Origin of the sequence: Bradyrhizobium sp. McL0616, assembly GCF_049993385.1 — a bacterium.
Lineage (GTDB): Bacteria > Pseudomonadota > Alphaproteobacteria > Rhizobiales > Xanthobacteraceae > Bradyrhizobium.
On record NZ_CP188255.1, the window covers coordinates 3,134,465 to 3,149,220 of the forward strand.

General features: G+C 65.1%; 13 protein-coding genes. 11 read left to right on the top strand and 2 right to left on the bottom strand.

Annotated elements, in window-relative coordinates; all coding sequences use genetic code 11:
• Positions 1–45: 45 nt before the first annotated feature.
• Positions 46–3,825 (top strand): tetratricopeptide repeat protein, encoded by a 3,780-nt coding sequence (locus ACPPVR_RS14810; protein ID WP_426614930.1) that lies wholly within the window; start codon positions 46–48, stop codon positions 3,823–3,825.
• 76 nt (positions 3,826–3,901) lie between these two features.
• A complete protein-coding gene (locus ACPPVR_RS14815) occupies positions 3,902–4,138 on the top strand; it encodes a hypothetical protein (protein ID WP_426614931.1) in 237 nt (78 codons plus the stop codon).
• Between the two features lie 158 nt (positions 4,139–4,296).
• Here the strand turns inward: ACPPVR_RS14815 and fliP are convergent, their stop codons facing one another.
• Together fliP and ACPPVR_RS14825 are read right to left on the bottom strand one after the other, a co-directional pair.
• Positions 4,297–5,049 (bottom strand): flagellar type III secretion system pore protein FliP, encoded by a 753-nt coding sequence (gene fliP / locus ACPPVR_RS14820; protein ID WP_426614932.1) that lies wholly within the window; start codon positions 5,047–5,049, stop codon positions 4,297–4,299.
• Positions 5,046–6,008, bottom strand: a complete 963-nt coding sequence (locus tag ACPPVR_RS14825) for a flagellar biosynthetic protein FliO (RefSeq protein ID WP_426614933.1) — start codon at positions 6,006–6,008, stop codon at positions 5,046–5,048. Before ACPPVR_RS14825 ends, fliP begins: the two co-directional genes overlap by 4 nt.
• Positions 6,009–6,375: 367 nt before the next feature.
• On the opposite strand from ACPPVR_RS14825, the gene flgB reads away from it, so the two are divergent.
• From flgB to ACPPVR_RS14870, 9 genes are all read left to right on the top strand, one after another.
• The gene (gene flgB / locus ACPPVR_RS14830; protein WP_426614934.1) at positions 6,376–6,780 is read left to right on the top strand and encodes a flagellar basal body rod protein FlgB; all 405 of its coding nucleotides are present in this window, start codon (positions 6,376–6,378) and stop codon (positions 6,778–6,780) included.
• An 18-nt stretch (positions 6,781–6,798) separates the two neighbouring features.
• Complete coding sequence (gene flgC / locus ACPPVR_RS14835) at positions 6,799–7,224, top strand: flagellar basal body rod protein FlgC (protein ID WP_426614935.1); 426 nt, start codon at positions 6,799–6,801, stop codon at positions 7,222–7,224.
• Positions 7,225–7,241: 17 nt separating this feature from the next.
• Complete coding sequence (gene fliE / locus ACPPVR_RS14840; protein ID WP_426614936.1) at positions 7,242–7,550, top strand: flagellar hook-basal body complex protein FliE; 309 nt, start codon at positions 7,242–7,244, stop codon at positions 7,548–7,550.
• A gap of 162 nt (positions 7,551–7,712) precedes the next feature.
• On the top strand, positions 7,713–7,976 hold the full coding sequence (gene fliQ, locus ACPPVR_RS14845; RefSeq protein WP_007612284.1) for a flagellar biosynthesis protein FliQ: 264 nt from the start codon (positions 7,713–7,715) through the stop codon (positions 7,974–7,976).
• A 17-nt stretch (positions 7,977–7,993) separates the two neighbouring features.
• The gene (gene fliR / locus ACPPVR_RS14850; protein ID WP_426614937.1) at positions 7,994–8,764 is read left to right on the top strand and encodes a flagellar biosynthetic protein FliR; all 771 of its coding nucleotides are present in this window, start codon (positions 7,994–7,996) and stop codon (positions 8,762–8,764) included.
• Between the two features lie 10 nt (positions 8,765–8,774).
• Positions 8,775–9,854 carry a flagellar biosynthesis protein FlhB gene (flhB, locus tag ACPPVR_RS14855; protein ID WP_426614938.1) on the top strand — a complete coding sequence of 360 codons (1,080 nt, stop codon included), beginning with the start codon at positions 8,775–8,777 and terminating at the stop codon, positions 9,852–9,854.
• A gap of 154 nt (positions 9,855–10,008) precedes the next feature.
• Positions 10,009–12,582 carry a cell cycle histidine kinase CckA gene (gene cckA / locus ACPPVR_RS14860; RefSeq protein ID WP_426614939.1) on the top strand — a complete coding sequence of 858 codons (2,574 nt, stop codon included), beginning with the start codon at positions 10,009–10,011 and terminating at the stop codon, positions 12,580–12,582.
• 262 nt (positions 12,583–12,844) lie between these two features.
• Positions 12,845–13,837 carry a Tim44 domain-containing protein gene (locus ACPPVR_RS14865; RefSeq protein WP_426614940.1) on the top strand — a complete coding sequence of 331 codons (993 nt, stop codon included), beginning with the start codon at positions 12,845–12,847 and terminating at the stop codon, positions 13,835–13,837.
• A gap of 204 nt (positions 13,838–14,041) precedes the next feature.
• On the top strand, positions 14,042–14,722 hold the full coding sequence (locus ACPPVR_RS14870) for a lectin (protein ID WP_426614941.1): 681 nt from the start codon (positions 14,042–14,044) through the stop codon (positions 14,720–14,722).
• Positions 14,723–14,756: the final 34 nt, after the last annotated feature.

Here is a 14,756-nt window from a genome sequence, read left to right on the forward strand (position 1 = left end):
GCGCCAGTGCCGGCATGGACCGCCGAACCGGAAGAAATGCCGCCAATGGCGCAGAAGGCTGCCGCTGGATTGTTGTCGCGAGCCCGCGCTTTGGCGCTGGGGCTGTCGCGTCATGTCCGCGGCGCGCCTGTGCTTGCGGCCTGCCTCCTGATCGGCCTCGGCGGGCCTGTTCGGGCCGCCGACGCAGTCCGGGGCGAGGCGACCTTCTCGGCCAGCGGCGGCTTTGCCCGTCTCGTGATCAAGCTTGGCGAGGATATTCCCTCCGAGGTGACGACCGCCGGCTCCATCCTCATCATCCGCTTCGATCGCCCGGTCGACGTTCCCGTCGATCGTGTTCCAGAAGGCGCGCCCGATTACGTCAACTCCGCCCGGCGCGACCCCGATGGCGGCGCTATCAGGCTGTCGTTGGCGCGGCGCGTCACCGTCAACACCATGAATGCCGGCGAGCGTACCTTCGTCGACCTGATGCCGGAGGGCTGGAAGGGACCGCCGCCAAGCCTGCCGATGGACGTGGTGAAGGAGCTGGCCGAACGTGCGCGCGCGGCCGAGCGGGCGCTGCGCGCCCAGCGCGCTGCGGCCGAGACCAAGAAGCGGCCGCCGATCCGCGTGCGCGCCTCGATGCAGCCGACCTTCGTGCGCTTCGTATTCGAGATGCCCGACGGCGTCGGCGTCTCCTCCGTGCTCAACGAGCAGAAGCTCACGCTCGCCTTCAACGCCAATCTCAGTTTCGACCTCGCGGATGCCGTCGTTGCCGCACCTCCGAACGTCGCCTCGATCAAGCAGAAGGCCGATATCGACACGACATCGGTCGAGATATTGTTGATCGGCGATTCCGACGTGCACTCCTTCCGCGACGATAAGAACTACGTCGTCGACGTCGCCTTCCAGCCCGACAAGGGCAAGACGGCTGCAACGCCTGAAGCTGCGATCGCGAAGGCCGAATCCGGTGGTCACGGACCGGCGCGAGCTGCGGAAAAGCCGGTGGCCGCGAAGCCGAAGGACGCCCATAGCGAGATCATGCCACCAACCTCGGAGACCATCGCGCGCGAAGCTAAAATCGAGGTGACGCCCGAAGGCAAGCCCGAAGCGAAGCCGGAAGCGCCCGCCGCGATGCCGCCCGCTGAGGTGCCGAAGCCGGCACCGGCAATAACCTCTACAGAAGCTCCGCACGTCACGGAAGCGTCCAAGCCCGCGCTGCCCGCAATGGAAGCCGCCGCACCTGTCGCTCCCGCCAAGCCCGTGGTGAACGAAGCGCCCAAAGAGGTCGTCAAGGAGCCAGTCAAGGAAGAGCACCAGGAGGCTGCCAAGGAAACTCTGAAGGAAGCTCCCAAGGAAGCGCCAAAAGTTGCACCTGTCGAGGCTCAGGCCGCGCCGCCGCCCGCTGCAGCCAGCGTCGACGCGCGGCGCGACAGCGACGGCCTGCGCGTGACGTTCCCGCTCCAGGTCGCAACGCCGGCGGCGGCGTTCCGCCGCGGCGACACGGTCTGGCTGGTGTTCGACTCGCAAAAGCCGATCGACGTTGAGGCGATCCGCGCCAGGGGCGGTGCAATGATCGGCGATGTCGCCCGCATGCCGCTCGAGAAGGGGCAGGCGGTGCGCATCCGTCTCACCCGTCCGCTGGTCTATTCGCTGACCAGCGAGGAGGTCGGCAAGGAGACCAATTGGCTGCTCACGCTCGCCGACAAGATCCAGGCGACGCCGCTGCCGCTGATGATGTCGCGCAACATCACGGATCCTGCGCTTGCAAATATTGCCATCCCCTTTGCCAATCCGGGCCTGTTGCACAAGCTCACCGATCCCGATGCCGGCGACATGCTCTATGTCGTCACCGCACAGCGGCCGGTCCGCGGCTTCATCAAGCGGCAGGACCTCGTCGATCTCTCGCTGTTGGAGTCCGCGCATGGCATCGCGATCCGGCCGAATTCCGACGAGATCGGCGTCGAGGTCGGATCCGACAAGGTCATTCTCGGCAAGAAGGGCGGCCTGACGCTGTCGCCCGTCGACGTCTCCGCGGAGCGCGCGCCGACCGCGGTGCGGCCGGTCTTCAATTCCGAAGGCTGGCGCAAGGGCCAGTCGGAAGATTTCTGGACGCGTCAGAGCGAACTGATCACGGCGATCTCGTTTGTCGAGCCGGCGCAGCGCTCGCTGCCGCGGCTCGATCTCGCGCAGTTCTACATGTCGCGCGCCATGTATCAGGAAGCCAAGTCTGTCACGGACGTGATGCTGACCGATCCCCTCAACAAGGAGGAGAGCAGCGCATTGATCATGCATGCGATCGCGAGCATCCTAGTCGGCCGGCCGGCGCAAGGGCTGAAAGACCTCGCCAATCCCGTGATCGGCAACAGCCACGATTCCCAGCTCTGGAAGGCGCTCGCCTACGCGCGCCAGGGCAAATGGGCGGATGCGCGCGAGAAGTTCAAGAACGTCGAATTCGCCATCGCCTCGTTGCCGCTCGACATCCAGCGCATCGTGACCATGGACGCGATGCGCGCCTCGCTCGAGGTGAAGGACTATGCCGGCGCCTCCAAGCGCCGCGGCGAGATCGAGGTGGTCGGCGTATCGCCCGAAGCCGGGCCCGGCTTTGCAGTGTTGCGCGGCAGGCTCGCCGAGGCGCTCGGCCACGACAAGGACGCGCTCGACGATTACAAATTTGCAGTCGCCTCGAACGACCGGCCGGCGGCGGCGGAGGCCAAGCAGCTCGAGATCGCGCTGCGGCAGAAGCGCGACGAGATCAGCAAGGAAGACGCGCTGCGCGAGCTCGAGACTCTGTCGATGACCTGGCGCGGCGACTCGATCGAGGTCAAGACGCTGCAGATGCTGTCGCAGATGTACTCGGAGAACGGGCGCTACCGCGACGCACTCACGGCAGCGCGCACCGCGACCAAGCTCCAGCCGAACGCCGAGGCCTCGCGTCAGGCGCAAGATCTCGCCTCCGATCTGTTCACGCAAATCTTCCTGGGGCCCAAGGGCGACGAGCTGCCGCCGGTCGAGGCACTCGGGATGTTCTACGAGTTCCGCGAGCTGACGCCGATCGGCCGCCGCGGCGACGAGCTGATCCGCCGCCTTGCCGATCGCCTCGCTTCGATCGATCTGCTCGACCAGGCTGCCGAGCTCTTACAGTACCAGGTCGACCACCGCCTCGAGGGCGCCGCGCGTGCACAGGTCGCCGCGCGCCTGTCCATGATCTACCTGGCCAACCGCAAGCCGGACATGGCGATCACGGCGCTGCGCGCGAGCCGCATCAGCGATCTCTCCGGTGAGCTGCGGCAGCAGCGACTGCTGCTGGAAGCACGCGCCCAGAGCGACGTCGGCCGCCACGACCTCGCGCTCGACATCGTCTCCAACGTCTCGGGCCGCGAGGTGCTGCGACTGCGTTCCGATATCTTCTGGGCGGCGCGGCGCTGGCGCGAATCCGCCGAGCAGATCGAGCTCTATTACGGCGAGCGTTTCCGGGACTTCAAGCCTCTCAATGCGGTGGAGAAGAGCGACATCATCCGCGCCGCGGTCGGCTACGCACTCGCCGACGACACGATCGGGCTGTCGCGCTTCCGCGAGAAATATGCGCCCCTGATGAGCGAGAGCGCCGACCGGCTCGCCTTCGACATCGCCAGCAAGCCGGCCGGCGCCTCCAGCGCCGAATTCGCCGACATCGCCAAGCTCGCCGCGAGCGTTGACACGCTCGACGGCTTCCTGCGCGAGATGAAGCAGCGGTTCCCCGATGCCACCGCGCGTGCACCGGCCGCCCCGCAGGCCAAGGACGAGACCGACCACACCGGCTCGCTGCCCACGATCCCGGTCGTGCGGCAGATCAAGATGACGCGCTAGGAACTCTGCCACTTCTGGCCTCTCGACAGGTGCCGTGCGAGGCGTAACCTGCCCATCTTCATGCCGGGAGAGGACTATGAGCAAGCCTGCCAAGACCGAAGCCGAACTCATCGCGATGGCGCGGGCCGAATTGAAGGTCCATGCCGACGGTCCCGACAGCATGACCATCTCGATCATCCGCGACGGCGCCAGCTGGGAGTTCCGCGCCGATGCCGATCAGGCGACAAGGGACAAGCCCGGCTTCCCGGAAAGCGTCGCCATGCTGGTGCAGATCGGCGATCACCTCAGCAAGCAGTATGACGTGAAGGGGTAGGGCGCGGGCCTGTCTTCGCGGAACCTCGCAAAGCGCGGCCCGGGACTTCGCCCCACTCTCCGTCATTGCGAGCGCAGCGAAGCAATCCAGAATCCTTCCGCGGAGGCGGTCTGGATTGCTTCGTCGCAAGAGCTCCCCGCAATGACGGGGAGAGAGCGCTACCCCCCGTAACTCTGCACCAGGCTCCCTGCTACCAGCGACCAACCGTCGACCAGCACGAAGAAGATCAGCTTGAAAGGCAGCGAGATCGTCGCCGGTGGCAGCATCATCATGCCCATCGACATCAGCACCGAGGCGACGACGAGGTCGATGATCAGGAACGGGAGGAACAACAGGAAGCCGATCTCGAAGGCACGCTTCAGCTCGGAGATCATGAAGGCAGGGACGAGGATGCGCAGTGCGAGTTCGTCGGGCGTCGCCGGAGGCGGCTCGCCGGAGAGATCCAGGAACAGCTTCAGGTCCTTCTCGCGCACGTTCTTCTGCATGAAGCCGCGCAAGGGCACGGAGGCGCGCTGGAGCGCGTCCTCGACGCTGATCTGGTTGGCGACGAGCGGGCGGATGCCGTCGTCGTAGGATTTTTGCAGCACCGGTCCCATCACGAAGAAGGTGAGGAACATCGCAAGCGCCAGGATCACCGAATTGGGCGGTGCGGTCGCCGTGCCCATCGCAGTGCGCAACAGCGACAGCACGACCACGATGCGCGTGAACGACGTCATCATGATCAGGATCGACGGCGCGATCGACAGCACCGTGAGCAGCGCGATGAGCTGAACCGCGCGCTCGGTGACGCCGCCCCCCTGGCTGCCGAGATTGATACTGATGTCCTGCGCATGCGCGGGCATCGCGAGCGAAGCCGCGGCGATCAGGACAGAAAAAAAGAAAACTCTACGCGGGAGGGCCGGCAGCCTCACGAAGACGGCTTCGGACGGCCGAGCAGCGAGGCCATCTCGTCTTCGAGGTTCTCAAAGCTGGTCTTCTCCGGAGCCGGCCTGGCCGGCGGGGCTGGTGGAGACGGCGGCTCGCTGCGCGCCACGCGCGGTGGAGCTGCCGGCGGCTCCGGCGCAACTGGAGGCGCGGCCGTCTCGCCCGCCGGGCGGCGCAGCGCGGCTTCGAGGCGCTGGGCCATTTCGGCGAGATTCTGTTCGGCGCTCGACGGCACGGCTGCAGCCGGCGTCGGCATGGGCGGAGCCTGCGGCACGGGCGGAGGCGGTGGCGCGGGCGCACGTTCGGCGCGCACCGGCGGCACCTTCACCGGCTCGCTCTGGCGCGGCGGGCGCGGCATCAATGGAGGTTCGCTGCGGGCAACGCGCGGCGGCACCGGCTCCGGACGCAGTTCGCGCTCGGGACGCGGGGTGATCGGCTCAGGTGTGAAGCCGGCCAGGGGATCGCTGCGGCGCTCGGCCAGAGCGGGCGCGGGCCGGCGGACTTCCTCGGCGAAAGAGGGGCGCGCGGGCCGCGGCGGCTCCGGCATCTGCGGCTCGGGATGGTCGAGTACTTCGGGCCGCGGCGCTTCGTCGGCCCAGCCGCTGGTGTCAGGCATCGGGGCGAGGCGCGGCGGCTCGGCCGCATTCGGACGCTGCGGAAGCTGGTCGCGGCCAGGCGCGGCGCGCACGATGTTGGGCTCGACGACGATGTCGGTGGGGCCGCCGATCATCAGGAGATGCTCGACATTGTCACGGCGGACCAGCACCAGGCGCCGGCGGCCGTCGACCGCGGCCGCGTCGATCACGGCGAGCCGGGGCATCCTGCCGCGCTGGGTGTTGGCGCCGAGCCGCGTGGTCGCGAATCGGCGGACCAGCCAGGCGGCGACGCCGATCAACGCCAGAACGACGATGAACGCGACGATGAAAGTGATAGGGCTACCGTTCATACCTGTCCCCGGTAAATGGCGCTTCTCTCGTGCCTATGGTCGGTTGCGCCGACCACCGGCGTGCGATGCCCCAAAAACTGCGATTTCTTAACGTCCCGCGGCAAGTTTTGCCGTCCCCAACCCTTAATAACCTATGAATCGCCCGATCCAAAACGACTTCTTAGCCTGTGCGTGCGCCTCCAAGCGGTTGGGTTAATGCGGCTTTTGGAATGAGTAGAATCACGGGGGTGGGGCGCAATGCTTGTCCCAACTGGGAACATCCATCCATCGCGCTTTAACCACCTGTTAACCATACACGCGGCAAATTCTGCCTAGCTTCGGGCCAAGGTCAGCACATGGGCCCTGCGAGGCGGAAGGAGCCGCAACGATGTCCATCAACGATCTCCCGGTGCTGTCGGCGCTTCGCACCAAGATGCAGTGGCACCAGGAACGCCAGCGCGTCCTGTCCGAGAACGTCTCCAATTCCGACACGCCCAGTTTCCGGCCACGCGACCTGGTCGAGCCGAAATTCGACAAGACCGGCGTTACGGCGGGGCCGACCGGTCCCTTGGCCATGGCCGTTACCAGCGCTTCCCACATGACGCCGTCCGGCGCGGCCTCGAGCTTCGACCAGAACAAGAATGCGGGCTTCGAGACCCGGCCAGCGGGCAACGCCGTCAATCTCGAGGAAGAGATGATGAAGTCGGCCAGCAACCAGATGGATTATGCCGCGGTGACCTCGCTCTATTCGAAGAGCCTGCATCTTCTGAAGACCGCGATCGGCAAGGGTTAGAGCTAGAGGAGGTGCATTATGGCTAATGACAGCAGCGACTTTGCCCGTTCGATGGCGATCGCGACCTCCGGGCTGCGCGCGCAGGCCGGGCGCATGCGGGTGATCTCGGAAAACATCGCGAACGCGGATTCGACGTCGCCGAGCGCCGGAGGCGATCCCTACCGGCGCAAGGTGCCGACCTTCTCCTCGGCGCTCGACCGCACGCTCGATGCGCAGGTCGTCACCCTCGGCAAGATCAAGCCCGACCAGTCCAACTTCCGCGTCAAATACGAGCCGAGCAGTCCGGCGGCGGACGCCAGCGGCAACGTCAAATATCCCAACGTGAATTCGGTGGTCGAGATGACCGACATGCGCGACGCGCAGCGGTCCTACGAGGCCAATGTCAACATCATCAGTGCGACGCGCCGGATGATCCAGCGCACGCTCGACATCCTCAAGAGCTGAACAGGAAACCTTAAGCCATGGCAACACCGACAATCGCCGCCAATGCTTATGCCAACCTCGCCCGCGTGCTGGAAAACGGCGCTGCCGGCAAGGGCAGCGAGGCAAGCGGGCAATCCTTTGCGTCACTGCTGAAAGACGCCATCGGCAGCGTCATGGAATCCGGCCGCAAGTCGGACGCGCAGACGGTGGCGATGGCCGCCGGCAAAGCCAACGTGATGGATGTGGTGACCGCGGTCGCCGACACCGACGTCGCGGTGTCCACGCTGGTTTCGGTCCGCGACCGCGTGATCGCGGCCTATGAAGACATCATGAAGATGCCGATCTGATGGGGGCAACCCCCGTCGTCATTGCGAGCGCAGCGAAGCAATCCAGAATCTTTCCAGGGCGACAGTCTGGATTGCTTCGCTCCGCTCGCAATGACGGGGATAGGTCCTCACATCGCTAGGAACAGCGGTGGTGAGGCGAGAAATGAACAAAGGAACTTTGCAATGACCGGACCTGAAACCCTCGACGTCGCTCGCGATGCGATCTGGACCATCGTGATCGTGTCATCGCCGCTGATGGTGGTGGGGCTCGTGGTCGGCGTGGTGGTGTCGCTGTTCCAGGCGCTGACGCAGATCCAGGAACAGACGCTGATCTACGTGCCAAAGATTCTGGCCATCTTTGCCACGATGCTGCTCGCGTTGCCCTTCATGGCCGACGCACTCCATTCCCACATGCTGCGGATATCGTCGCGAATCATCGGCGGCTGAGGCACAATGCGCCCACCATGCGCATCGACGTCTCGCTGCTACCGGCGCTCGCCGCGGCCTTCATGCTCGCTTTCGCCCGGGTCGGTGCGATGGTGATGCTGCTGCCGGGGCTGGGCGAGACCAACATCCCGACGCGGGTGAAGCTGTCGATCGCGCTTCTGCTCACGCTGATCATCCTGCCGCTGCATCGTAACGCCTACCAGGTCGATATGGGCTCGCTCGCGCCGCTCCTGGTGCTGATGTTGCATGAGATCGTGATCGGCATCGTGCTCGGTGCGACCGCACGCGTGACGCTTTCGGCCCTGCAAGTCGCAGGTGCCGTGATCGCACAGCAGATGGGACTCGGCTTCGTCACCTCGGTCGATCCGACCCAGGGGCAGCAGGGCGTGCTGGTCGGCAACTTTCTGACCCTGCTCGGCGTCACGCTGCTGTTTGCCACCGACAGTCATCATCTGGTGATCGCGGCACTGAACGACAGCTACGCGATCTTCGCGCCGGGCGAGACCGTATCGAGCGGCGACATCGCCTCGCTCGCCACAAGGGCCTTTTCCGCTGCGTTCCTGCTCGGCTTGCAGCTTTCAGGGCCGTTCCTGGTGTTCGGCCTCGTCTTCAATATCGGGCTTGGCGTGCTGGCGCGGCTGATGCCGCAGATGCAGGTCTATTTCGTCGGCGTGCCGCTGTCGATCTTCGCGGGCTTCATGGTGCTGGCCATGGTGCTCACGGCGATGATGGGCACCTATCTCGATTACTTCATCGGTGTGATGCACCAGATGATGCCGCTCAAGTAACGGGTGATCGATGGCGGACGACAACGATCCAGACAGTCAAACAGAAGACCCGACGCAAAAACGTCTGGACGAGGCGCTCGAACGCGGCGACGTTGCCAAGAGCCAGGAGATCAACACCTGGTTCATGATCGCGGGCGGCACGCTGGTGGTCTCGACCTTCTCGGGCTCGGTCGGTAGCGGGTTGTTGACGCCGATGCGCAACCTGCTCGCCAATTCCTGGATGATCAAGACCGATCCCGGGAACCTGCTTGTCCTGATGCAGCAGATCGAGGTCGCGGTGCTGGCTGCGGTCGGTATTCCGCTATTGATGCTGGTGCTGGCGGCGATTGCCGGCAACATGCTTCAGCACCGGCTGGTGTGGTCGGCCGAATCCCTCACACCCAAATTCAGCAAGCTCTCGCCGGCCGCCGGCTTCAAGCGCATCTTCGGCAAGCAGGCGGCGGCAAATTTTCTGAAGGGCATTGGCAAGCTCGTGGTGCTCGGTGCGGTCATGACCACGATCCTGTGGCCGGAGCGGCACCGCATGGAGGCGATGGTCAAGCTCGATCCGTCCGCCATGCTGGGCGTCACCACGAGCATGACCGTCCATCTGCTCGGCGCAGTGGTCGCCGCACTCGCGATCATCGCGATCGGCGACTATTTCTTCCAATATCGCAGCTGGTTCCAGCGGCAGAAGATGTCGCTCCAGGAGATCAAGGACGAGTTCAAGCAGTCCGAAGGCGACCCGCACATCAAGGGCAAGATCAGGCAGCTGCGGCAGCAACGCTCCAAGAAGCGCATGATGGCAGCGGTTCCAAAGGCCTCCGTGATCATCACCAACCCGACCCACTATTCGATAGCGCTGTCCTACGAGCGCGGCATGTCGGCGCCGATCTGCGTCGCCAAGGGCGTCGACAACATCGCCTTCAAGATCCGGGAGATCGCGCGCGAGCACGACATCCCGATCGTCGAGAATGTGCCGCTGGCCCGCGCGCTTTATGCCACAGTCGAAATCGACCAGGAAATCCCGATGGAGCACTACCATGCGGTCGCCGAAGTCATCGGCTACGTCATGCGGATGAAGCGCGGATTTAGTGCCGCACGGCAATAAAACCCCCGAAGAGTACCGGAAATGGCTGTAAACTGGGAATCAGCGTACCTTTCGCCCCTGCCGCCCTTGCGTCTGCGGGTCCAATTCGGGCAGGGAGGACCCCACGTGCCCCGTGGCGCGTTGATTCTCTGCCGACAAGCTGTATCAGCGTGAAATGACTGCCGAGACCGACCACGACCTGTCACGCGAGCCCGTTGTAGCGCACGAGCCGTCGCTGCGCTCGGGCAGCATTGCGCTGGTGCTCTTGGTGGCGACCGGCCTCGTCGCGGTCGCCATCGGGCTGATGACGCTCGGGCGCGCGCAGGCGCAGCCCTACATCCTCGGCATCCTCGCCGTACTGGCGATGGTCGGCCTGTTCAACCTGTTCGCCTTCGCCGCCGGCATCATCCGCTTCGTCGACCGCAATCTCGACGATCCCGTGATGGGGCGCATCGCCGACCACGCCTTCGATGGCCTCGCGGTTACCGATCCCCGCGGCCACGTCGTCTACTCCAACGCGGCCTATCTGACGCTAACCGGCGCCTCCAGTCCGCAGGACGTGCGCCCCGTGGAGCGCGTCTTCATCGGCAATCCCGACGTTTCTGAAGCGGTGTTCCGCCTGCTCAAGGCCGCGCGCGAACGCAAGCGCCAACAGGAAGAGGTGCGCATCTCGGGCCAGGACGGCAGCCAGGGCCGCTGGCTGCGTATGCGGGTACGCCCGCTCGGCACGGGCAAGCGCGAGGCCAAATATGCGGTGTGGTCGATCGCCGACATCACCCGCGACCGCGAACGTCAGGAAGATGTGTTCCAGGAACTCCAGCACGCGATCGAATATCTCGATCACGCGCCTTGCGGCTTCTTCTCGGTCAATCCTGCCGGTGAGCTCGCCTATGTCAACGCGACGCTGGCGAATTGGCTCGACCACGACCTCGCCGAGATCGGTTCGGGCGGGCTGAAGCTCGCCGACATCGTCTCCGGCGACGGCGCTTCGCTGCTCAGCTCGATCGTGGCGGTGCCGGGCGAGGTGAAGACCGAAATCTTCGATATCGACCTGCGCATGCGCACCGGCAAGACCATGCCGGTGCGGCTCTATCACAAGCTCGCGTTTGGCGCCGATGGTGCGCCCGGGCCGTCGCGCACGCTCGTCATCAGCCGTGCGCGCGACGAGCGCAGCGATCCAGATCGCGCTGCCGAAGTGCGCTTCATGCGCTTCTTCGATCACACGCCGATGGCGATTGCCACCGTCGACCGCAGCGGCAATGTCGTGCGCGCCAACGCGCGCTACGCCAAGCTCGGGCAAGCCCTCGGTCTCGACAACGCCAGCAAGTCGATCTTCCGCGCCGTCAACTCGCGCGACCGGCATCTGCTGATCGCGGCCATCAACCAGGCTGCCGAAAACCAAGCCGACATCGCGCCGGTCGAGGTCGCGCTGGAAGGCACGAAGGAGCGCTGGGGCCAGTTCTTCGTCACGCCGGTCGATGGGGGCGAGAACGACGCCGAAGCCGCCATCGTCCACATGCTCGAGACCACCGAGCGCCGCGCGCTGGAGAACCAGATCAACCAGTCGCAGAAGATGGAGACGGTCGGCCAACTCGCCGGCGGCATCGCTCACGACTTCAACAACGTGCTCTCCGCCATCATGATGGCGAACGACTTCCTGCTGAACGCGCACAAGCCGACCGATCCGTCGTTCCAGGACATCATGCAGATCAAGCAGAACGCGACGCGCGCCGCCACGCTGGTGCGGCAGCTGCTTGCGTTCTCGCGGCGGCAGACGCTGCGGCCGCAGGTGCTCGATCTCGGCGATGCACTTTCTGATCTCACCATGCTGCTGCGCCGGCTGATCGGCGAGAAGGTCAAGCTCGACCTGATCCATGGCCGCGATCTCTGGCCGGTCAAGGTCGACGTCTCCCAGTTCGAGCAGGTGATCGTCAATCTCGCGGTCAACGCACGCGATGCGATGCCCGACGGCGGCAAGCTGATCATCCGCACTGCCAACGTCAACACCGAGGACGCGGGCAAGCTCGCCTACAAGGGCATGCCGGCGGCGGACTATGTGCGAATCGAAGTCGCCGACACCGGCACCGGTATCCCCGCCGACATCCGCGACAAGATCTTTGAGCCGTTCTTCTCGACCAAGGAAGTCGGCAAGGGCACCGGCCTTGGCCTCTCAACCGTCTACGGTATCGTCAAGCAGACCGGCGGCTTCATCTACGTCAATTCCGAACCAGGGCAGGGCACCTCGTTCCACATCTTCCTGCCGCGCCATCATGCCGAGCCGGAAGTGCAGGTCGAGCAGCCGGCGGCGGCGACCAATGGTGCCGCGAAGGAAACAGCACTTGGGGCGGAAGCCAAGCCGCGCACGGATCTCACCGGGCAAGGCACCATCCTGCTGGTCGAGGACGAAGAGGGTCTGCGCGCGCTGAACGCGCGCGGCCTGCGCTCGCGCGGCTATACCGTGGTCGAAGCCGAGAACGGCGTCGAGGCGATGGAGGTGCTGGCAGAGCAGAGCGGCGGCATCGATCTCGTCGTCTCCGACGTCGTGATGCCGGAGATGGACGGCCCGAGCTTGCTCAAGGCGATGCGCGAGAAGAATCCCGACATCAAGTTCATCTTCGTCTCCGGCTACGCCGAAGACGCCTTCGAGAAGAGCCTGCCCGAGGGTCAGCAGTTCGACTTCCTGCCAAAGCCGTTCACGCTGAGCCAGCTCGTGGCGGCGGTGAAGGAGACGATGGCGAAGCAGGGGTGAGCGTCCACCACCTTCATTGCGAGCGTAGCGAAGCAATCCAGGCTGTCGCCGCGGAAACACTCTGGATTGCTTCTCTTCGCTCACAACGACGGGGGACACGTAGGCCACCGGTAACCAGGGACCACGGTTCCGCCTCGAATTCCGGCCAAACCCCCGCCAAATCTGCGCTTTTGCCACTTCCCCGCGACTGAGGGCCGCAGCCGGGGGTTCCGAAAGCGGCTTCACTTTTGGTGAACTCTACCCATCTTAGGGGCACGTCCCCATGCCGGGGATTTGGGAAACCAACATGAATTTCTCGCAATGGTCCCGCCGTCTCGTGAAGACGATCGCCGTGGTGCTGGCGGTCGCGCTGCCGACGGCGCTGGCGATCTCGTCCGCTGACGCCCGCGTCGGCGGCGGCTTCTCGTCAGGTTCGCGCGGTTCGCGGACCTTTTCGGCCCCGCCGTCGACCACGACCGCCCCGGGGTCGACCTCGCAGTTCAATCGCACCTTCACCCAGCCGGGCGCGGGGATGAACTCGGCCGCCTCAGCGCCCGCGCGCGGCGGCCTGTTCGGCCGCGGCGGCGGCTTCCTGGGTGGCCTCGCGGCCGGCTTCCTTGGCGCAGGCCTCCTTGGCATGCTGTTCGGTGGCGGCCTGTTCGGTGGCCTCGGCGGCCTGTCGTCGATCCTGGGCCTGATCATCCAGATCGTGCTCGTCGTGTTCGTGGTGCGGCTGGCGATGTCCTGGTGGCACCGCCGCAACGCGCCGCAGGCGGCCTATGCCGGTGCTGATGCTGGCGCCGGTCCGGGACCGCAGACAAGCTATCGCAGCGGTCTTGGCGGCGGCTTCGGCTTTGGCGCCAACAATGCGCCGCTCGAAATCAAGCCAGCCGACTACGAGGCGTTCGAGCGCCTGCTCGGCGACATCCAGGCTGCCTGGTCGAACGAGGACGTGGCCAAGCTGCACACGCTCGCGACGCCTGAGATGGTCTCCTATTTCGAGAAGGATCTCGCAGAGAACCGCGCGCGCAACGCCGTCAACAAGACGTCCAACGTCAAGCTGTTGCAGGGCGACCTCGCGGAAGCCTGGCGCGAGGGCGAGACCGACTATGCGACGGTGGCGATGCGCTTCGCGCTCACCGACAAGACGGTCGACCGCAACACCGGTGCGATCGTCGCCGGCAGCGAGCAGCCGGGCGAAATCACCGAAGTCTGGACGTTTGCCCGCCGTCCGGGCAGTGCCTGGGAATTGTCGGCGATCCAGCAGACCAACTGATCGCTCGCGATTGGAGAAACCAAGGCGTCGTGCTCAGGCACGGCGCCTTTTTCTTTTGGACGTCTCGCATCGCGGCATCGGAATAAGCGGGCACTCGTCGGGTTGAAATCAGGCGGCCAGAGCATGATCCGCAAAAGTGCGCAGCGGTTTTCCGAAAAGATCATGCTCATTGCGCTTTAAAGACAAACACAAATGGAGGACAAGATGATCCGTATCGAGAGATCCGTGACGATTTCAGGCCTCGCGCTCGCCGCGGCCTTGCTTGCGGCGCCATCGGCGCAGGCGCAGTCGGCGGACATGACATTCTTCGTCACCTCTAACGGACCGGGCAAGGGCGCCGACCTCGGTGGTCTCGATGGAGCCGATGCGCAATGCCAGAAGCTGGCACAAACTGGCGGTGCTGGCGCCAAGACCTGGCACGCCTATCTCTCGGCGCAAGCCGCCGATGGCAAGCCGGCCGTCAACGCGCGCGACCGCATCGGCAAGGGACCGTGGCGCAACGCAAAGGGCGCGGTGATCGCCAAGGATGTTGCCGACCTGCACGGTGCGGCCAACAACCTCACCAAGCAGACCGCGCTCAGCGAGAAGGGCGAAGTCATCAACGGCCGTGGCGACACGCCGAACCGGCACGATATCCTCACGGGATCGCAAGCTGACGGCACCGCGTTTGCCGCCGGCGGCGACAAGACTTGCAAGAACTGGACGTCGAGCACGCAAGGTGTGGCGATCGTCGGTCATTCCGACCGGCAGGGCCTGCGTGACGACGAGCCGTCGAAATCGTGGAACAGCTCTCACCCCTCAGGCGGGCCGGACGGCGGCTGCTCGCAGGCCGATCTGAAGAGCACGGGCGGCGACGGGCTGCTGTATTGTTTTGCGGTGAATTGAGACTCTCTCTTCCGTCATTGCTTCGCTTCGCTCG

What these genes read in the sequence shown, in the direction of transcription:
- ACPPVR_RS14810 (WP_426614930.1), top strand. Translation starts at nt 46, where the DNA reads ATGGCGCAGAAGGCTGCCGCTGGATTGTTGTCGCGAGCCCGCGCTTTG.
- ACPPVR_RS14815 (WP_426614931.1), top strand. Translation starts at nt 3,902, where the DNA reads ATGAGCAAGCCTGCCAAGACCGAAGCCGAACTCATCGCGATGGCGCGG.
- ACPPVR_RS14825 (WP_426614933.1), bottom strand. Translation starts at nt 6,008, where the DNA reads ATGAACGGTAGCCCTATCACTTTCATCGTCGCGTTCATCGTCGTTCTG.
- flgB (WP_426614934.1), top strand. Translation starts at nt 6,376, where the DNA reads ATGTCCATCAACGATCTCCCGGTGCTGTCGGCGCTTCGCACCAAGATG.
- flgC (WP_426614935.1), top strand. Translation starts at nt 6,799, where the DNA reads ATGGCTAATGACAGCAGCGACTTTGCCCGTTCGATGGCGATCGCGACC.
- fliE (WP_426614936.1), top strand. Translation starts at nt 7,242, where the DNA reads ATGGCAACACCGACAATCGCCGCCAATGCTTATGCCAACCTCGCCCGC.
- fliQ (WP_007612284.1), top strand. Translation starts at nt 7,713, where the DNA reads ATGACCGGACCTGAAACCCTCGACGTCGCTCGCGATGCGATCTGGACC.
- fliR (WP_426614937.1), top strand. Translation starts at nt 7,994, where the DNA reads ATGCGCATCGACGTCTCGCTGCTACCGGCGCTCGCCGCGGCCTTCATG.
- flhB (WP_426614938.1), top strand. Translation starts at nt 8,775, where the DNA reads ATGGCGGACGACAACGATCCAGACAGTCAAACAGAAGACCCGACGCAA.
- cckA (WP_426614939.1), top strand. Translation starts at nt 10,009, where the DNA reads ATGACTGCCGAGACCGACCACGACCTGTCACGCGAGCCCGTTGTAGCG.
- ACPPVR_RS14865 (WP_426614940.1), top strand. Translation starts at nt 12,845, where the DNA reads ATGCCGGGGATTTGGGAAACCAACATGAATTTCTCGCAATGGTCCCGC.
- ACPPVR_RS14870 (WP_426614941.1), top strand. Translation starts at nt 14,042, where the DNA reads ATGATCCGTATCGAGAGATCCGTGACGATTTCAGGCCTCGCGCTCGCC.